Origin of the sequence: Pseudomonas sp. GM102 (assembly GCF_000282555.1) — a bacterium.
Classification (GTDB): domain Bacteria; phylum Pseudomonadota; class Gammaproteobacteria; order Pseudomonadales; family Pseudomonadaceae; genus Aquipseudomonas.
In genome coordinates this window covers 14,312-33,632 of sequence record NZ_AKJB01000073.1, presented here as the reverse complement: position 1 = coordinate 33,632, position 19,321 = coordinate 14,312, and the positions used below count along the sequence as shown (strand labels likewise).

Genomic DNA, 19,321 nt, shown 5'->3' with positions numbered 1-19,321 from the left:
AACCGACGCACAGCTAATCTTGCCGCCAGCTGATGCCACGCGGTCGTGGCAAACATGAGGATAAAAATATGGCTACCACCACTCTTGGGGTCAAACTTGACGACCCGACCCGCGAACGCCTCAAGGCCGCCGCGACCTCGATTGATCGCACGCCGCACTGGCTGATCAAGCAGGCAATTTTCAATTACCTGGAAAAACTCGAGGGTGGTGCAACCCTGTCCGAGCTGAACGGTTTGAACGGCAAGGAAGTTGACGAAGCGGGCGAGATCCACGTCGATCACGCGCATCAGTGCTTCCTGGAGTTCGCTGAAAGCATCCTGCCGCAATCAGTGCTGCGCGCGTCTATCACTGCCGCCTACCGTCGCCCGGAACCTGAAGTGGTGCCGATGCTGATCGAGCAGGCGCGCCTGCCGGCAGCGATGGCGGAAGCCACCAACAAGCTCGCCGCCTCGATTGCCGAAAAACTGCGCAATCAGAAAAGCGCCGGCGGCCGTGCCGGGATTGTTCAGGGCCTGTTGCAGGAATTTTCCTTGTCGTCCCAAGAAGGCGTGGCACTGATGTGCCTGGCCGAAGCGCTGCTGCGCATCCCGGACAAAGGCACTCGCGATGCGCTGATCCGCGACAAGATCAGCACCGGTAACTGGCAGCCGCACCTGGGCAACAGCCCGTCGCTGTTCGTCAACGCCGCAACATGGGGCTTGCTGCTGACCGGCAAACTGGTCGCCACCCACAATGAAGCCGGCCTGACGTCGTCGCTGAGCCGCATCATCGGCAAGAGCGGCGAGCCGATGATCCGCAAGGGCGTCGACATGGCCATGCGCCTGATGGGCGAGCAGTTCGTCACCGGCGAAACCATCGCCGAAGCCCTGGCCAACGCCAGCAAGTTCGAAGCCAAAGGCTTCCGCTATTCCTACGACATGCTGGGTGAAGCCGCACTCACCGAGCACGACGCCCAGAAATACCTGGCCTCGTACGAACAAGCCATTCATTCGATCGGCAAAGCCTCCCACGGTCGTGGGATTTATGAAGGCCCGGGCATTTCGATCAAGCTGTCCGCACTGCACCCGCGTTACAGCCGCGCCCAGTACGAGCGCGTGATGGACGAGCTGTACCCGCGCCTGCTGTCGCTGACCCTGCTGGCCAAGCAATACGACATCGGCCTGAACATCGACGCCGAAGAAGCCGACCGCCTCGAACTGTCGCTGGATCTGCTGGAGCGCCTGTGCTTCGAGCCGCAACTGACCGGCTGGAACGGCATCGGTTTCGTGATCCAGGCTTACCAGAAGCGTTGCCCGTATGTGATCGACTACGTGATCGACCTGGCTCGTCGCAGCCGTCATCGCCTGATGATTCGTCTGGTGAAAGGCGCGTACTGGGACAGCGAAATCAAGCGTGCTCAGGTCGAAGGCCTGGAAGGCTATCCGGTCTACACCCGCAAGGTGTACACCGACGTGTCCTACATCGCTTGTGCACGCAAACTGCTGTCGGTGCCGGAAGTCATTTATCCGCAGTTCGCCACGCACAACGCCCATACCCTGTCGGCCATTTACCACATTGCCGGTCAGAACTATTACCCAGGTCAGTACGAGTTCCAGTGCCTGCACGGCATGGGCGAACCGCTGTACGAACAGGTTGTAGGGAAAGTTTCCGAAGGCAAGCTGAACCGTCCGTGCCGTGTGTACGCTCCGGTTGGCACGCACGAAACACTGCTGGCGTACCTGGTGCGTCGTCTGCTGGAAAACGGTGCGAACACCTCGTTCGTCAACCGCATCGCCGACCAGTCCATTTCGATTCAGGAGCTGGTGGCCGATCCAGTGGCCAGCATCGAGCAGATGGCTACGCTGGAAGGCGGCTTCGGCCTGCCACACCCGCGTATCCCGCTGCCGCGTGATCTTTATGGTGCCGAGCGCGCCAACTCCAGCGGCATCGACATGGCCAACGAACATCGTTTGGCTTCGCTGTCGTGTGCTTTGCTGGCCACCGCTCATAACAACTGGAAAGCGGCGCCGATGCTCGGCTGCGCGTCCAGCAGCGAAACCCCTGCGCCAGTCCTGAACCCGTCCGATCTGCGTGACGTGGTGGGTCACGTGCAAGAAGCCACCGTCGACGACGTCGACAACGCTATCCAGTGCGCCCTGAACGCCGCACCGATCTGGCAGGCCACCCCGCCGGCCGAACGCGCCGCGATTCTGGAGCGCGCCGCCGATTTGATGGAAGGCGAGATCCAGCCGTTGATGGGCCTGTTGGCTCGCGAAGCCGGCAAGACCTTCGCCAACGCCATCGCCGAAGTGCGTGAAGCCGTGGACTTCCTGCGTTATTACGCGGTGCAGGCGCGCAACGATTTCACCAACGACGCCCACCGTCCATTGGGTCCGGTGGTGTGCATCAGTCCGTGGAACTTCCCGCTGGCAATCTTCAGTGGTCAGGTCGCTGCTGCCCTGGCCGCCGGTAACCCGGTACTGGCCAAGCCTGCGGAACAAACCCCGCTGGTGGCCGCTCAAGCCGTGCGTTTGCTGATCGAAGCCGGGATTCCGGAAGGCGTGCTGCAATTGCTGCCGGGCCGTGGCGAAACCGTCGGCGCCCGTCTGGTCGGCGATGATCGGGTCAAAGGCGTGATGTTCACCGGCTCCACCGAAGTCGCGCGTCTGCTGCAACGCAACGTCGCCGGTCGTCTGGATGCTCAGGGCCGTCCGATTCCGCTGATCGCTGAAACCGGTGGCCAGAACGCGATGATCGTCGACTCCTCGGCATTGACTGAACAAGTCGTGATCGACGTCGTATCGTCGGCCTTCGACAGTGCTGGTCAACGTTGCTCGGCTCTACGGGTGCTGTGCCTGCAGGAAGATTCCGCTGACCGTGTCATCGAAATGCTCAAAGGTGCCATGGCGGAATGCCGTCTCGGTAATCCAGAGCGCCTGTCCGTGGACATCGGCCCGGTGATCGACGCCGAAGCCAAGGCGGGCATCGAGAAGCACATCCAGGCCATGCGCGACAAAGGTCGCAACGTGTACCAGGTGGCCATCGCCAACAGCGAAGAAGTCAAACGCGGCACCTTCGTGATGCCGACCCTGATCGAACTGGAAAGCTTCGACGAGCTGCAACGGGAGATCTTCGGCCCAGTGCTGCACGTGGTTCGCTACAAGCGCAAAGAGATCGATCAACTGATCGGCCAGATCAACGCTTCTGGCTACGGCCTGACCCTGGGCGTACACACTCGCATCGACGAGACCATCGCCAAGGTGATCGACAACGTCAACGCCGGTAACGTCTACGTGAACCGCAACATCGTGGGTGCTGTGGTTGGCGTGCAACCGTTCGGCGGTGAAGGTCTGTCGGGTACTGGCCCGAAAGCCGGTGGTCCGTTGTACCTGTACCGTTTGTTGTCGACGCGTCCTACCGATGCAATCGAACAATCCTTCGCTCGCGGCGATGCTGTCGCTGCACCGGACGTCCGTCTGCGTGATGCCATGAGCAAACCGCTGACTGCGCTGAAAGCCTGGGCCGACAGCAACAAGTTCGCTGACTTGAGCACCCTGTGCGTACAGTTCGCGGCGCAATCGCAAAGCGGGATCACCCGTGTTCTGGCGGGCCCGACCGGCGAGCGCAACAGCTACGCCATCCTGCCGCGCGAACACGTGCTGTGCCTGGCCGACGTCGAAGGCGATCTGCTGACTCAATTGGCTGCGGTACTGGCCGTGGGCGGCTCGGCGGTATGGCCGGACGCTGAACCGGGCAAGGCACTGTTCGCACGCCTGCCGAAAGAAATTCAGGCGCGGATCAAGCGGGTTGCCGACTGGACCAAGGACGAAGTGGTGATTGATGCGGTTCTGCATCATGGCCATTCCGACCAGTTGCGTGCGGTGTGCCAGCAAGTGGCCAAGCGTGCCGGTGCGATTGTCGGGGTTCATGGTTTGTCGCAGGGCGAGACCAACATTGCGTTGGAACGTCTGGTGATCGAGCGGGCCTTGAGTGTTAACACCGCTGCGGCGGGTGGTAATGCCAGCCTGATGACGATCGGCTAAACCCTCCTCGTGATCGTTCCCACGCTCTGCGTGGGAATGCATCCTGTGACGTTCTGCGTCACGCCGTTTGGGGACGCGGAGCGTCCCGGGCTGCATTCCCACGCGGAGCGTGGGAACGATCATGACCGTCCTCCCCAGCTTTATCCTTCCCTCTCGTTCTGCCTCTCCATCACGCTCATCAATCATCCTGTTCACCCCGCACTTCCCACGCCTAGACTCGGCCCATTCCCAAAAAAGGTAGGTCGCCATGTCCGAGACGCTGCTCAGTTCCCGTAATCTGGCTTTTGAGCTGTATGAAGTCCTTGATGCCGAGGGCCTGACTCAGCGTGAGCGGTTCGCCGAGCACAACCGCGAGACCTTCGATGCGGCCATCGGCACCGCCCGCAGCATCGCCGAGAAGTTCTTCGCCCCGCACAACCGCAAGGGCGACGAGAACGAACCGCGCTACGAGGACGGTCAGGCCATTCTGATTCCGGAAGTGAAACCGGCGGTGGATGCCTTCCTCGAAGCCGGTTTCCTCAACGCCGCGCGCAGTTTCGACGCCGGCGGCATGCAACTTCCTACACTGTTGTCCCAAGCGTGCTTTGCGCACTTTCAGTCGGCCAACGCGGCGTCGACCTCTTACCCGTTCCTGACCATGGGCGCGGCGAACCTGATTGAAAGCTTCGGCACCGATGAGCAGAAGCAGCGCTTCCTGCAACCGATGATCGACGGCCGCTTCTTTGGCACCATGGCCCTCACCGAGCCACATGCCGGCTCATCGCTGTCGGATATTCGTACCCGCGCCGAGCCTGCGGCCGACGGCACGTATCGACTCAAGGGCAACAAGATCTTCATCTCCGGCGGCGATCACCCGCTTTCGGAAAACATCGTGCACATGGTGCTGGCCAAACTGCCGGACGCGCCGGCCGGGGTGAAGGGCATTTCGCTGTTTATCGTGCCCAAGTTCCTGGTCAACGATGACGGCAGCCTGGGCAAACGCAACGACGTGTTGCTGGCCGGTTTGTTCCACAAGATGGGTTGGCGCGGCACCACGTCCACCGCGCTGAACTTCGGCGATAACGGCGAGTGTGTCGGCTACCTGGTGGGCAAGCCTCATCATGGCTTGAGCTACATGTTCCAGATGATGAATGAGGCGCGGATCGGCGTCGGCATGGGCGCGGTGATGCTGGGTTACGCCGGTTACCTGTATTCCCTGGAATACGCCCGCGAGCGGCCGCAAGGTCGAGTGCCGGATAGCAAGGATCCGACCACCACACCGGTGGCGATCATTCAGCATGCCGACGTCAAACGCATGCTGTTGACCCAGAAGGCTTACGTCGAAGGTTCGTTCGACCTTGGGCTGTACGCGGCGCGACTGTTCGACGACACCACCACGCTTGAGACTGAAGCCGAACGCAAACAAGCCCATGAGCTGCTGGATTTACTGACGCCGATCGTCAAATCCTGGCCGTCGGAGTTCTGCCTGAAGGCCAACGAACTGGCGATCCAAATTCTCGGCGGCCACGGTTACACCCGCGAGTACCCGGTGGAGCAGTATTACCGCGACAACCGTCTGAATCCGATTCATGAAGGCACTCATGGCATTCAGTCGCTGGACTTGCTGGGTCGCAAACTGGCGCAGAACGGTGGTGCGGGGCTCAAGCAATTGATCCGTCTGATTGCCGATACCGCCGAACGCGCTCAAGCGTATGAATCGCTGACCGCGTTGCGTGAACCATTGGAAAAACTGGTAGCGCGCCTGCAAAGCGTGACCATCGGCCTGTTGACTGATCTGGCCCAAGGCAAGGTCAACAGCAGCCTGGCGAACTCGGCGCTGTACTTGAAAGTGTTCGGGCACACGGTGATCGGCTGGCGCTGGCTGGAACAGGCGATTCGCGCCGAGGAAGGGTTGGCCAAGGGTAATGCGGCGGATGTGGGCTTCTATAAAGGCAAGCTGCAAGCGGCGCGGTACTTTTTGACCTGGGAAGTGCCGGGTTGCCACCATGAACTGGCGATTCTAGAGGCACGGGATGATGTGTGCCTGGGCATGCAGGATGAATGGTTCTGACACCCGCTCACTGATCGTTCCCACGCTCTGCGTGGGAACGCCTCTGGGGACGCGGAGCGTTCCAATGGGACGCGGAGCGCCCCGGGCTGCATTCCCACGCAGAGCGTGGGAACGATCGGTCTTGATCAGCTCAACTTGAACCCACCCATCTGCCGCGCCAAATCATCCGCCAACCGCTGCAACATCTGACAATCCTCACGGCAAGCCCTGACTTCCCCCGCCGTAGCCCGGGCCAAATCAGAAATCCCCTGCACGTTGCGGTTGATTTCTTCCGTCACCGCCGACTGCTCTTCCGTCGCCGTGGCTACCTGATGGTTCATGTCGCTGATGCGCTCGACCTGGCCGGTAATCGCCGTCAACGACGCACCGGTGCGCTGGCTCGACTCAACGCCGGTGCCGGTCGCCGCTTGCCCGGCGTGCATGGAAGACACCGCATTCTCCGCGCCCTGCTTGAGGCTGCCGATCATCTGCTGAATCTCGTCGGTGGACGACTGAGTCCGCCGCGCCAATGTCCGTACTTCATCGGCCACCACTGCAAACCCGCGCCCCATGTCCCCGGCCCGCGCCGCTTCGATGGCCGCATTCAAAGCCAAAAGGTTGGTTTGCTCGGAAATCCCGCGAATCACCGCCAACACCTGATCGATGGACGCCACTTGATGGGCCAACTCGCCCACCGCACCGGCAGCAATACCAATCTCATCGGACATGCTTTCGATATGCCGAATCGACCCGCCCACTACTACCCGCGCCTGAAGTGCTTCATCCCGCGCGGTTTGCGAAGCAACGGCCGCGTTGCCAGCGTTCTGCGCGATCTCCTGCACGGTCAGGCCCATTTCGTGGACGGCGGTGGCGACCATGTCAGTCATTTCCTGCTGACGGCCCGAGCGTTCGGCCGTGTTGTCCACCACCCGCGCCACTTGGCCGACCGCCGAGCGCAAGCGCTCACTGGTGGCCAGGACTTCGCCGATCATGTCGCGCTGACTTTCCAGGAACCGATTGAAACCGCGAGCGAGGTCACCCAGTTCATCGGCGCGGCTGGAATCTAACCTGTGGGTCAAATCTCCACCACCGCTACCGATGGCTACCAGCGCCGCTGTTACCTGACGAATCGGTCGTACCAATCCACGGGCCAGCAACACCACCAGCAACAGGCACACCAGCGCCACCGCCAGGCCGATGCCGCTGCTCATCCACATCGCGCGACGGGCTTCAGCGTAGATCTGCGACTGCGGCACTTCGGCCACCAGGGTCCAGCCCAGATCACGCAGCGGCAGGCTCAGCGCCAGAAAATCTTCGCCGTCGCGGACAAAACTGCTGGTGGCGAACGCGGTGGAGGTAGAGAGCTGCCCCATGACCGCTTGCGCCGCCGGGGCGCCAATCTGTTCGACCAGCGTACGCTTGCCGCTGAACTGCGCCTCAGGGTGAACCTGGATCAAACCGTCGGAGCGCACGAGATAGACCTTGCCGCGCTCACCGAAGTTGAAATTGTGGATCAGCTCCGATAGCTCTTTCATGCTCAAACCAAGCCCGGCGACGCCCACGACTTTGCCGGCGTGTTCGACCTTGAGGTCGATGAACAGCGCCAACTCACCGGTGGCGGTGTCATTGTCGATATTGAGGGTGCGCGGCTGGTTGCTGTCGAGGAACGAATAGAACCAGGCGTCGTTGGGATTGGATCGGCTGAGCGTTCGATCCAGGCCTTTTTCAGTGAAGTAATGGTTTGAAGCGGCCCCGATAATCAGCGCGGTAAAGGCTTTGTGCTCGGCGCGGATGCCTTCCAGATACTTCACGAAGGTGTCGGTCTGGGCGCTGTTCTCGCCCCCGGTCAACCAGTCGCGCACCATGCTGTTACTGGCGATGTCTTTGGCGGCGGTGAGGGGTTGGACGAGGATTCGTTCAATGTCGTTGCGCATCGCCTCGATGCTCGACGGCAGCGCTTGTTCGACCAGATAGCGCTGGGCGAGGCGGTCGACCACGAGGGTATAAACGCCAACCACGATCAGAATACTGACCAGCAGGGCGGTGCCCATGCTCAGGATCAACTGCCATTGAATACTGCGTCGCCAGAACTGCATGGAGCACCCCCAAAGAATAAGAGGCTGAAACACTGCAACAGCCGTGCCGATTGTATACAACTAAATCGACAATTTATTCTTTGGTTGTGCGCAAAGCTGATCAGGCCTGATTGATGGTCTTGGCGATCACTTCAACCGTGGCGCTGACTTGCTCTTGGTAACGGTCGAGTTCTTGCTGGTGACGCTTTTGCATTTCGATCTGCTGCGAGCACAGATTCATCGCCGCCAGCACCAGCAAGCGGTCACCGATCAGCGTCGGGTATTTCTTTTTGGTCTCGGCCAGGGCGGCCTTCAACATTAATGCGGCGTCCAGCAGGGTCTGCTCTTCCCCGGCCGGCGCCTTGATCGAATAGTCCTCGCCCAGAATCGAGACGACTTTTACCCCTGCGGCGCCGTAACTCATGCGCTGACAGGGCCGGCGCTGACACGCTCAACCAAGGCCTGAATGCGTGCGGCGGTGGCGCCTTGTTTCTCTTCCTGTTCCATCAGGCTCAGTTGCAGGCTTTCGTTTTCATCCTTGACCTGGGCCAGTTCTGCACTCAGGGATTGATTGGTGCCGAGCAGGGTCTGATTTTGCTGCACCAGGTCGCTGACCAGTTGTTCCAATTGGCTGAGGGATGCTTCCAACATTTTGATTTTCCAGGCATTTTCAAAGGGCGCGTACGATAAAGAAAAGTCACCACTGACGCCAGGGTTATTCGGGCGCAAGGCCTTGATTTTGCTGGCGGGCGACCTTCCTCGCGATCTTTAAAGACTGTGTTTGGCGGCTCTGGTTCCTGCACTTCGTCGCCGCAACCCTTCTGCGACAAAAACGCGCAGCACCTCAAGACTTTAGTCGTATGACCGATAAGTCATGCATACAGCAGTCTCAGCCCCGCACGGATGCGCTTTTTTCGGTGAACACCATGTCTTTACGAAATATGAATATCGCACCGCGGGCGTTCCTCGGTTTTGCCTTGATTGGCGGCCTGATGCTGGTTCTGGGGGTGTTCGCGCTGAACCAGATGAGCAAGATTCGCGGCGCCAGCGAAAACATCATCCAGACCAATGTGCCGAGCATCAAGGCGCTTGATGAGTTCACCCAGCTCACTTTGCGTTTGCGGGTTCTGTCCTATCGGTTGCTGACCAATCGCGAGCCGGATGTGCAGCAGAAAACCATGGCTCTGTTCGAGCAACGCAATGAGCAAATCCGTACCGCCCAGACCGAGTACGAAAAATACATCAGCAGCCCTGAAGAACGCGCCAGCTACGATCAGTACGTTCAGTTGCTGACCCAATACCGTCAGCTCGAAGACCGTATGAAGGGCCTGTCACGCAATAATCAGATCGAAGAGTTGCGCACACTGCTCAACACCGATTTGCTGACCAACTCCGAAGCAGTCAACAACGTGCTCAATCGGCTGATGCAGATCAACAACGAGCAGGCGACGAAGATCAATCAGCAAGCCAGCGATCAGTATTCGTCGGCCTTCAACCTGGTGGTGACTCTGCTGGTCATCGCCACCGGCCTGACCCTGCTGTTCGCCTGGCTGCTGACCAACAGCATCACCAAGCCAATCGCCAATGCCCTGAGCGCCGCCGAAGAAATCGCCGAAGGCAACCTCACGCGCCCGATTACGGTCGACGGTGAAGACGAAGCCGGTCGCCTGCTGGCCGCCATGGCGAAGATGCAGGAAAAACTGCGTGACACCCTGCAACGGATTTCCGGTTCGGCCACGCAACTGGCGTCCGCCGCGGAAGAGCTCAACAGCGTCACCGACGAAAGCGCCCGTGGCCTGACCCAGCAGAACAACGAAATCGAACAGGCCGCCACCGCCGTCAATGAAATGACCAGCGCCGTGGAAGAAGTCGCCCGCAACGCCGTGAGCACCTCCGAAGCCTCGAAAAACGCCACCACTTCGGCTGGCGACGGTCGTGACCTGGTACAGGAAACCGTGAGTGCCATCGAGCGCATGAGCGCCGACGTACAGAGCACCGCCACCCTGATCGGTGATCTGGCCAACGAGTCTCGGGACATCGGCAAGGTGCTGGACGTGATTCGCGGCCTGGCCGACCAGACCAACCTGTTGGCGTTGAACGCCGCCATCGAAGCCGCCCGTGCCGGTGAAGCCGGTCGTGGTTTCGCAGTCGTTGCCGACGAAGTGCGTGCCCTGGCCCATCGCACCCAGCAGTCGACCAGCGAAATCGAACGCATGATCGGCAGCATCCAGAGCGGCACCGAACACGCCGTGGATTCGATGCGCAACAGCACCGAACGCGCCGAGTCGACCTTGAATATCGCACGCGGTGCAGGCATGTCGCTGGACACTATTAATAGCGCCATCGTCGAAATCAACGAACGCAACCTGGTGATCGCCAGCGCGGCCGAAGAGCAGGCACAGGTGGCCCGTGAAGTGGACCGCAATCTGGTGAACATTCGTGACCTGTCGGTGCAATCGGCCACAGGCGCCAACCAGACGAGCGCGGCCAGCAACGAGCTGTCGCGCCTGGCGCTGGACCTGAACAACATGGTTGGGCGGTTTAGCCTGTAACGGCTACACCACCTCTGTGGCGAGGGAGCTTGCTCCCGCTCGGCTGCGAAGCAGTCGCAATGAACCCACGCGCTGAACCTGACGCACCGCAGCGTCGGTTTGGGGTCGCTACGCGACCCAGCGGGAGCAAGCTCCCTCGCTACAGTGATCTCACCCGGCTCAAGCGGGTGTGCATGATCGCTGTCAAAAGCTTTTTGACAGCATCACATTTCAACAGGTTAGAATCGCTGGCACGCAGACTGCATGGTCAGTTTGTGCCCGCCTTTAGCTTTCTGGAGTACTGCCTTTGAATGCGACGACCATCAACAGCCTGTTCTTGATCGGCGCGTTGCTGGTAGGTGCGAGCATTCTGGTGAGCTCACTTTCATCGCGCCTCGGTATCCCGATTCTGGTGATCATCCTCGCGGTGGGCATGTCGGCCGGTGTCGACGGCGCTGGCATTATTTTCGATAACTATCCAACGGCTTATCTGGTCGGCAACCTCGCCCTGGCAGTGATCCTGCTCGACGGTGGCTTGCGCACCCGGGTGGCGAGTTTTCGCGTGGCGTTATGGCCGGCGCTGTCGCTGGCCACGGTCGGGGTGTTGATCACCACCGGACTGACCGGAATGGCGGCGGCGTGGTTGTTCGACCTCAATATGATTCAGGGCCTGCTGATCGGCGCCATCGTCGGCTCCACCGACGCCGCGGCCGTGTTCTCGCTGCTGGGCGGCAAGGGTCTGAACGAACGGGTAAGCGCGAGCCTGGAGATCGAATCCGGCAGCAACGACCCGATGGCGGTGTTCCTCACCGTGACCTTGATCGACATGCTCGCCAGCGGCGAAACCGGCCTGCATTGGAGTCTGCTGGGGCATTTGGTGCGTGAGTTCGGCATCGGCGGTGTGATCGGCCTCGGCGGTGGCTGGCTGATGCTACAACTGGTCAACCGTATCAACCTGGCCACCGGCCTTTATCCGATTCTGGTGATTGCTGGCGGTCTGGTGGTGTTTGCCCTGACCAATGCCCTGCACGGCAGCGGCTTTTTGGCGGTGTACCTGTGTGGCCTGGTGATCGGCAACCGCCCGGTCCGCAGTCGCCACGGCATTTTGCATATGCTCGACGGCATGGCCTGGCTGGCCCAGATCGGCATGTTCCTGGTGCTGGGGCTGTTGGTCACGCCCCATGACCTGCTGCCGATTGCTTTGCCAGCGCTGGGCCTGGCGCTGTGGATGATTCTGTTTGCTCGCCCGCTCTCGGTGCTGGTCGGCCTGTTGCCCTTCAAGGCGTTCCATGGTCGCGAGAAGGCATTCATCTCCTGGGTTGGCCTGCGCGGTGCCGTACCGATCATTCTGGCGGTGTTCCCGCTGATGGCGGGGCTACCCAATGCTCAGCTCTACTTCAATCTGGCGTTCTTTATCGTGCTGGTGTCGCTACTGGTGCAAGGCACAAGCCTGCCTTGGGTTGCCAAGCTTTTGAAAGTGACCGTCCCGCCAGAGCCTTTGCCGATCTCCCGATCGGCGCTGGAAGTGCATGTCACCAGCGAGTGGGAGTTGTTCGTGTATCGCCTCGGTGCCGAGAAATGGTGCATTGGATCCCCTCTTCGCGAGCTGAAAATGCCCGAAGGCACCCGTATCGCGGCCCTGTTTCGCGGCCAACAACTGCTCCATCCGTCGGGTAGTACGGTGCTCGAAGTCGATGATTTGCTCTGTGTCATCGGCCATGAGCACAACCTTCCGGCCCTCGGAAAACTCTTCAGTCAGGCACCTCAACGGGGTCTGGATTTGCGCTTCTTCGGCGACTTCGTACTCGAAGGAGACGCCCAGCTGGGCGCGGTTGCTGCCCTGTACGGGTTGAAAGTCGAAGGCATCGATCCGAACATGTCGTTGGGCCACTTCATTGCCCAGAAAGTAGGCGGTGCGCCGGTAGTCGGTGACCAGGTGGAATGGAACAACACCCTCTGGACCGTCGCTGTCATGGAAGGGAACAAGATTGGTAAAGTGGGCGTCAGATTCCCCGAAGGAAGTCGCCCCGGCCCCGGCCTGTTCCTCTAAACTCCACACTTCGTCTCGTTTTCGATCGGTCTTTATGTCAACTCTGCGCACCTTTTTCATCATGGCCCTGCTGGGCTTGAGTCTTTCCATCAGCACGCTGCAAGCCGCCGAACCGCCCTCCAGCGAAGCCGTGCAGGCGAGCCTGGACAAGATCGCCGAGCGCAAACTGCCGGAAGCCGATCAGAAGGCCCTGCAAAGCATTTTGCAAGGCACGTTGACGCAACTGACCAACAAGCGTGATTACGAGCAGAAGCTGGTTGATCTCAAGCAGCAGCTGGCTGGCGCGCCAAAGCAGAACATCGAGAACCAGCGTGAACTGGCTCGCCTGAAGGTCACCCATGTGGTGCCGGTGGCGCAACGCTACTCCAAAGAAACCATTCAGCAGCTTGAGCAGTTATTGACCGAACGCTCGACGCAGCAAAGCGATCTGCAAAAGGCACTGGCCGAGGCCAACAGTCTGGTGATCACTGCCCAGACCCGTCCCGAGCGTGCCCAGGCCGAAATTTCCGCCAGCCAGACGCGCATTCAGCAAATCAACAACATCCTCAAAATCGGAAAAGACAACGGCAAGACGTTGAGCGCTGAACAGCGTGACCAGCTCAACGCCGAGCTCGCGGCGCTGAATGCACTGATCCCGTTGCGTCGCCAGGAACTGGCCGGTAACAGTCAGCTGCAAGATTTGGGCAACAGCCAGCATGACCTGCTCACGGAAAAATCCAATCGCCTGGATCAAGAGATCCAGGAGCTGCAAACCCTGATCAACCAGAAACGCCTGGCCCAGTCGCAAGAGACGGTGACCCAGCAATCCATCGAAGCGCAGAAGGCCGGTGGCAGCAGCCTGCTGGCCACCGAAAGCGCGGCCAACCTGAAGCTCTCCGACTACCTGCTTAAAAGCACCGACCGTCTCAACGAAGTCACCCAACAGAACCTGCAGACCAAACAGCAACTGGACAGCGTGACCCAGAGCGATTCGGCGCTGGACGAACAGATCAACGTACTCAAGGGCAGCCTGCTGCTCTCCAAGATTCTCTACAAACAGAAACAGGCCCTGCCGCGGCTCAAGCTCGACCGCGATCTGGCGGATCAGATCGCCGACATTCGCCTGTATCAGTTCGAAGTCAGTCAGCAGCGGGAACTGCTCAGCAACCCGACAACCTATGTCGACAACTTGCTGGCGACTCAACAGCCAGAGCAAGTCACCCCGCAACTGCGCAAGAGCCTGCTGGAATTGGCCACGACCCGCGCGGACCTGCTGGAGCGCTTGAATCGCGAGTTGAGCGCGGTGCTCAACGAATCCATCACGTTGCAACTCAATCAGAAACAACTGCTCAGCACCGCGCAAAGTCTAAGGGCGACGCTGGATGAGCAAATGTTCTGGATTCCCAGCAACAAGCCGCTGGATCTTGAGTGGATATACGCCGTGCCGGAACGCCTGGAACGTCAGGTCACCACCCTGCCGTGGGCCTCGAGCGTGAGCGAGCTGACCGATGGCCTGACCCAGCGGCCACTGCTGTTCCTGCCGCTGGCCTTTCTGATCGGGGCGCTGCTGTGGCGCCGCAAAAATCTCTATGCCCGCCTGAATAAAGTTCACCTGGACATCGGCCATTTCAAGCGCGACAGCCAGTGGCACACACCGCAGGCGATTCTGATCAACATCCTGCTGGCGATGCCGGTGTCCCTGGGTTTGGCCTTGTGCGGCCTGGCTTTGCAGATCGACGCCCGCGGGCAAAACGCCAATATGGGCGCGGCGCTGCTGCAGATGGCCCAGGCCTGGCTGGTGTTCTACACCGCCTACCGCATCCTCGCGCCGGGCGGCGTCGCCGAATTGCATTTTCGCTGGGAAAAACCTCAGGTCGAATTCCTTCAAGGCTGGATTCGCCGGCTCGGCCTGGTAGTGATGGCCCTGGTGGCGGTGGTGGCGGTCGCCGAGTTGCAACCGGCGATACTGGCCGATGACGTGCTCGGCATGCCGGTGGTGCTGACTTGCTACGCCTTGATGGCCTGGCTGCTCAGCCGCCTGCTGGTCAGCAGCCCGACTCACCAGAACGCTTCACTGTTCCGCAAGGCCGTGGGGGTTCTGTTCACAGCCCTGCCAATCGCGTTGTTCGTCGCCGTGTGCTTTGGCTACTACTACACCGCGCTGAAACTCAGCGACCGGTTGATCAACACGCTTTACCTGCTGATGTTCTGGCTGGTGATCGAAGCGACCTTCGTGCGCGGTCTCAGCGTTGCGGCACGGCGCCTGGCCTATCAACGCGCACTGGCCAAACGTCAGGCTGCGAAAGAGGCCGGCGACGGCGAAGCGGTGATCGAAGAGCCGACCCTGGACATCGAGAAGGTCAACGAGCAGTCCCTGCGCCTGATTCGCCTGGCCCTGCTCGGCGGGTTCATCGCGGCGCTGTATTGGGTCTGGTCGGACCTGATTTCGGTGTTCTCGTACCTGGATAACATCACTCTTTACGAATACACCAGTGGCACCGGTGCCAACATGAGCATGGTGCCGATCAGCATCGGTGACATGCTCGGCGCGCTGATCATCATCGGCATCACCTTTGCGCTGGCGCGCAACCTGCCGGGCTTGCTGGAAGTGTTTGTGCTGTCGAAGCTGAACCTGGCCCAAGGCAGTTCCTACGCCACGACCACGCTGCTGTCCTATGTGATTGCTGGCGTCGGTTTCGTCTCGACCCTGTCCACGCTCGGCGTGAGTTGGGACAAGTTGCAATGGCTGGTGGCGGCGCTATCGGTCGGTCTCGGTTTCGGGATGCAGGAGATTTTCGCCAACTTCATCTCCGGCATCATGATCCTGTTCGAACGCCCGGTGCGGATCGGCGACACCATCACCATTGGCAACCTGTCGGGCACAGTGAGCAAGATCCGCATCCGCGCCACGACCATCACCGACTTCGACCGCAAGGACATCATCGTTCCGAACAAGACGTTCATCACCGGGCAACTGATCAACTGGTCCCTGACCGACACCATCACCCGGGTAACCCTCAAGCTCGGTGTCGACTATGGCTCGGACCTGGACCTGGTGAAAGAGCTGCTGCTCAAGGCTGCCCGGGATAACCCGCGCGTGCTGAAGGATCCGGAACCCCACGTGTACTTCCTGAACTTCGGCGAAAGCACCCTCGACCACGAGTTGCGTATGCATGTACGTGACCTCGGCGACCGCAACCCGGTGCTCGATGAGGTCAATCGCTTCATCAATCGCGAGTTCAAGAAGCAGCACATCAACATCTCGTTCCGGCAGATGGAGGTCTACCTCAAGAACCTTCACGGCCAGGAATACAAGATGGTGCCGATCGAGCCGGAAGCCAAGACCATCGTGCCGGTGGTCGACAGCAAACCGCGACGCGAACCGCCACCTGTCGAACTCGACTAACCGCGCTATCCCTAGCAGAATGCTCGGACATTCTGCTGGAGATGGCCGTTGAAAGCCCTCGACGAACTGACCTTCGACAATCGCTTCGCCCGCCTGGGCGATGCGTTCTCAACCCATGTGCTGCCCGAGCCCATCGCCGCTCCGCGACTGGTAGTCGCCAGCCCCGCCGCCATGGCGCTGCTGGACCTGGACCCGGCCGAGGCCGAAACGCCGGTGTTCGCCGAGCTGTTCGGCGGCCACAAGCTCTGGGCCGAGGCCGAGCCGCGAGCGATGGTCTATTCCGGGCATCAGTTCGGCTCTTACAACCCACAGTTGGGCGACGGTCGTGGCCTGTTACTGGGCGAGATCTATAACAACGCCGGCGAGCATTGGGACCTGCACCTCAAGGGCGCCGGTCAGACGCCTTACTCGCGCATGGGCGATGGCCGGGCGGTGCTGCGCTCATCGATCCGCGAGTTTCTCGCCTCCGAAGCCCTGCATGCCTTGAACATTCCCACCACACGCGCGCTGTGCGTGATCGGCTCCGACACGCCGGTCTGGCGTGAGAAACAGGAGCGCGCGGCCATGGTCCTGCGTTTGGCCCCCAGCCATGTGCGCTTCGGGCATTTCGAATTCTTCTACTACACCAAGCGCCCCGAGCAACAGAAAGAACTCGGCGAGCACGTGCTGGCCATGCATTTCCCGCATTGCCTGGAACAGCCGGAACCGTACCTGGCGATGTTCCGCGAAATCGTCGAACGCAATGCCGAGCTGATTGCCAAATGGCAGGCCTATGGGTTCTGCCACGGCGTGATGAACACCGACAACATGTCGATCCTGGGCATCACCTTCGACTTCGGCCCGTTCGCCTTCCTCGACGACTTCGACGCCCACTTCATCTGCAACCACTCCGATGACCAAGGCCGCTACTCCTTCAGCAACCAGGTGCCGATCGGCCAGTGGAACCTCAGCGCCCTCGCCCAGGCCCTGACGCCATTCATCAGCGTCGAAGCCCTGCGCGAAACCCTCGGCCTGTACCTGCCGCTGTTCCAGGCCCACTACCTGGACCTGATGCGCCGCCGCCTCGGTCTCACCACTGCCGAAGACGACGACCAGAAATTGCTGGAGCATCTGCTGCAACTGATGCAGAACAGCGGCGTCGATTACAGCCTGTTCTTCCGCCGCCTCGGCAACGAATCACCCGAACTGGCCATCGCCCGCTTGCGCGATGACTTCGTCGACCTCAAGGGTTTCGATGCGTGGGGCGAGCTCTACATTGCCCGGGTTGCCCGTGAAGGCAACGGCGATCAGCAACAGCGCCGTAAACGAATGCATGCGGTCAATCCGCTGTACATCCTGCGCAACTATCTGGCGCAAAAAGCCATCGATGCGGCAGAGAGCGGTGACTACTCGGAGGTTCGCCGCTTGCACGCGGTGCTGAGCAATCCGTTCGAGGAGCAGCCTGGAATGGAGCGCTACGCCGAGCGTCCACCGGAATGGGGCAAGCATCTGGAGATCAGTTGTTCGTCGTGAGTGAAGATAAGCCCTTTCGCAACCGAAGAAGATAATGGTTTAAAACCTATCTCCTTGATAAAGAGCACCTTCAACTCCAGATCAGTTTCATAGACTGCCCAACTGAGAGCCAATCATGACCGATCCACTCCTCATCCCCTGCCCCCAATGCAACGGCCTGAACCGCATCCCCGCCGAGCGTCTCAACGACCATCCAAAATGCGGTCGCTGCAAGGCCGAAGTGCTGCTCAACAAGCCGTTCGAATTGAAGCAAGGCGATTACGCCAGTCAGATCAAGGGCGACCTGCCGTTGCTGGTGGATGTGTGGGCGGATTGGTGCGGGCCGTGCAAGTCGTTCGCGCCGGTGTTCGAACAGGCGGCGGGGCAATTGGTGGGCAAGTGTCGGCTGGCCAAGCTGGACAGCGAGGCGAATCAGCAACTGTCGGCGCAGTTGGGGATTCGCTCGATCCCGAGTCTGATTCTGTTCAAGAACGGCCGGGAAGTGGCTCGCCAGAGCGGGGCCTTCCCGTTGCCGCAGTTGATGAGCTGGTTGCGCAGTCAGGGGATCTGATAGCAGCCTGAAAAAGATCGCAGCCTTCGGCAGCTCCTACATGGAAATCGGCGTTTAACCAATCCTGTAGGAGCTGCCGAAGGCTGCGATCTTTTGCTTTTCAGGTGTTTTCCAGCAGGTTGTGCAGGTCGACGAACTGCTGGGTCAGTTTGTGCCGCGGGTCGAGGTGGATCAATGGCGTGTTGGCCTGGTGGGATTCGCGCATGCGCACCGAACTGGCCAGGTACACCGGCAACACCGGTAGCCCTTCGGCGATCAATTCATCGAGGATCTGCTGGGGCAAACTGGCACGGGCCTGGAACTGGTTGACGACAATGCCTTCAACCTCCAGCCCTTCGTTGTGGTCTTCCTTCAACTCTTCGATTTCCGCCAGCAAGCCATACAGCGCCTGACGCGAGAAACTGTCGCAATCGAAGGGAATCAGCACACGATCAGCGGCGATCAAGGCCGAGACGGCATAAAAATTCAGTGCTGGCGGAGTATCGAGGTAGATTCGGTCGTAATCGCCGTCCAGTTCCTCGAGCAATTTTCGCAGCTTGTTGATCTTGTGCTTGGCCTCAAGCTTGGGCTGCAAGTCAGCCAGCTCGGCGGTCGCGGTAACGACGTGAAGGTTATCGAATGGAGTTTCGTAGATATCGACCTGGTTTTTCTTCGAAAACGGCCCGGAGGACAAAGTCTGCTTGAAGAAGTCAGCGATCCCCATCGGGATATCGTCACCGGTGAGTCCCGTCAGGTATTGAGTGGAGTTGGCCTGGGCATCGAGATCCACCAACAGCGTGCGATAGCCTTCGCTGGCGCTGACCGCCGCCAAATTGCAGGCGATACTTGATTTACCCACGCCACCTTTCTGATTGAACACCACGCGCCGCATGTCAAAACCTCCGTGTATCAAAGAATGACCGAGTGTAGTAGTCCACGGCGCTGCTTAGCTACCTCACTGGCATCGGGACTACGAACTCATTGGTAAATATCCGGCAGAAAAAGCCGCCAACTCGGCCATCGACAACCGATAGAGCCGACAGACATGTCTGCTGCAACGTGGATAATGGCCAAACGACAGCTTTTTTCGCGAACCAGTCGGTACATTTCGTTGCGCAAAATGTAACCAGCATTTGCTACACGCCCGCCGCACCGGGATAATGCGCGCCACTCGGCGTTAAGCGCCAC

The 19,321-nt window shown here is 60.1% G+C and carries 11 protein-coding genes and 1 pseudogene; 7 read left to right on the top strand and 5 right to left on the bottom strand.

The window, feature by feature from the left end; translation table 11 throughout:
* Positions 1-68 precede the first annotated feature (68 nt).
* Together putA and PMI18_RS10050 are read left to right on the top strand one after the other, a co-directional pair.
* Positions 69-4,022 carry a trifunctional transcriptional regulator/proline dehydrogenase/L-glutamate gamma-semialdehyde dehydrogenase gene (gene putA / locus PMI18_RS10045; protein ID WP_007903217.1) on the top strand — a complete coding sequence of 1,318 codons (3,954 nt, stop codon included), beginning with the start codon at positions 69-71 and terminating at the stop codon, positions 4,020-4,022.
* 247 nt (positions 4,023-4,269) lie between these two features.
* Complete coding sequence (locus PMI18_RS10050; protein ID WP_007903201.1) at positions 4,270-6,072, top strand: acyl-CoA dehydrogenase; 1,803 nt, start codon at positions 4,270-4,272, stop codon at positions 6,070-6,072.
* 125 nt (positions 6,073-6,197) lie between these two features.
* On the opposite strand, the gene PMI18_RS31965 is transcribed toward PMI18_RS10050, so the two are convergent.
* From PMI18_RS31965 to PMI18_RS10065, 4 genes and pseudogenes are all read right to left on the bottom strand, one after another.
* Positions 6,198-6,929 (bottom strand): methyl-accepting chemotaxis protein, encoded by a 732-nt coding sequence (locus tag PMI18_RS31965; RefSeq protein WP_401173074.1) that lies wholly within the window; start codon positions 6,927-6,929, stop codon positions 6,198-6,200.
* 135 nt (positions 6,930-7,064) lie between these two features.
* Positions 7,065-8,102, bottom strand: a pseudogene (locus PMI18_RS31960) (HAMP domain-containing protein); the annotation flags it as partial.
* A 145-nt stretch (positions 8,103-8,247) separates the two neighbouring features.
* Positions 8,248-8,550 carry a cell division protein ZapA gene (locus PMI18_RS10060; protein WP_007903196.1) on the bottom strand — a complete coding sequence of 101 codons (303 nt, stop codon included), beginning with the start codon at positions 8,548-8,550 and terminating at the stop codon, positions 8,248-8,250.
* Positions 8,547-8,777 (bottom strand): hypothetical protein, encoded by a 231-nt coding sequence (locus tag PMI18_RS10065; protein WP_007903194.1) that lies wholly within the window; start codon positions 8,775-8,777, stop codon positions 8,547-8,549. The genes PMI18_RS10060 and PMI18_RS10065 overlap by 4 nt, the downstream gene beginning before the upstream one ends.
* Before the next feature lie 275 nt (positions 8,778-9,052).
* On the opposite strand from PMI18_RS10065, the gene PMI18_RS10070 reads away from it, so the two are divergent.
* The 5 genes from PMI18_RS10070 (at position 9,053) to trxC (ending at position 18,154) form a co-directional block, all read left to right on the top strand.
* Positions 9,053-10,678 (top strand): methyl-accepting chemotaxis protein, encoded by a 1,626-nt coding sequence (locus tag PMI18_RS10070; protein WP_033036663.1) that lies wholly within the window; start codon positions 9,053-9,055, stop codon positions 10,676-10,678.
* 286 nt (positions 10,679-10,964) lie between these two features.
* The gene (locus tag PMI18_RS10075; RefSeq protein WP_007903190.1) at positions 10,965-12,707 is read left to right on the top strand and encodes a potassium/proton antiporter; all 1,743 of its coding nucleotides are present in this window, start codon (positions 10,965-10,967) and stop codon (positions 12,705-12,707) included.
* Between the two features lie 34 nt (positions 12,708-12,741).
* Positions 12,742-16,092: a mechanosensitive channel MscK gene (mscK, locus tag PMI18_RS10080; RefSeq protein WP_007903188.1), complete on the top strand. Its 3,351-nt coding sequence runs from the start codon at positions 12,742-12,744 to the stop codon at positions 16,090-16,092.
* Positions 16,093-16,140: 48 nt separating this feature from the next.
* A complete protein-coding gene (selO, locus tag PMI18_RS10085) occupies positions 16,141-17,604 on the top strand; it encodes a protein adenylyltransferase SelO (protein ID WP_007903185.1) in 1,464 nt (487 codons plus the stop codon).
* A gap of 115 nt (positions 17,605-17,719) precedes the next feature.
* A complete protein-coding gene (trxC, locus tag PMI18_RS10090; RefSeq protein WP_007903184.1) occupies positions 17,720-18,154 on the top strand; it encodes a thioredoxin TrxC in 435 nt (144 codons plus the stop codon).
* A gap of 100 nt (positions 18,155-18,254) precedes the next feature.
* Here trxC and PMI18_RS10095 read toward each other — a convergent pair whose 3' ends face one another.
* Positions 18,255-19,025: a ParA family protein gene (locus PMI18_RS10095; protein ID WP_007903183.1), complete on the bottom strand. Its 771-nt coding sequence runs from the start codon at positions 19,023-19,025 to the stop codon at positions 18,255-18,257.
* Between the last annotated feature and the right edge of the window lie 296 nt (positions 19,026-19,321).

Coding starts and splice junctions, on each gene's coding strand:
- PMI18_RS10060 (WP_007903196.1), bottom strand. CDS start 8,550: ATGAGTTACGGCGCCGCAGGGGTAAAAGTCGTCTCGATTCTGGGCGAG.
- putA (WP_007903217.1), top strand. CDS start 69: ATGGCTACCACCACTCTTGGGGTCAAACTTGACGACCCGACCCGCGAA.
- trxC (WP_007903184.1), top strand. CDS start 17,720: ATGACCGATCCACTCCTCATCCCCTGCCCCCAATGCAACGGCCTGAAC.
- PMI18_RS10095 (WP_007903183.1), bottom strand. CDS start 19,025: ATGCGGCGCGTGGTGTTCAATCAGAAAGGTGGCGTGGGTAAATCAAGT.
- PMI18_RS10065 (WP_007903194.1), bottom strand. CDS start 8,777: ATGTTGGAAGCATCCCTCAGCCAATTGGAACAACTGGTCAGCGACCTG.
- PMI18_RS10070 (WP_033036663.1), top strand. CDS start 9,053: ATGTCTTTACGAAATATGAATATCGCACCGCGGGCGTTCCTCGGTTTT.
- PMI18_RS10050 (WP_007903201.1), top strand. CDS start 4,270: ATGTCCGAGACGCTGCTCAGTTCCCGTAATCTGGCTTTTGAGCTGTAT.
- PMI18_RS31965 (WP_401173074.1), bottom strand. CDS start 6,929: ATGGTCGCCACCGCCGTCCACGAAATGGGCCTGACCGTGCAGGAGATC.
- mscK (WP_007903188.1), top strand. CDS start 12,742: ATGTCAACTCTGCGCACCTTTTTCATCATGGCCCTGCTGGGCTTGAGT.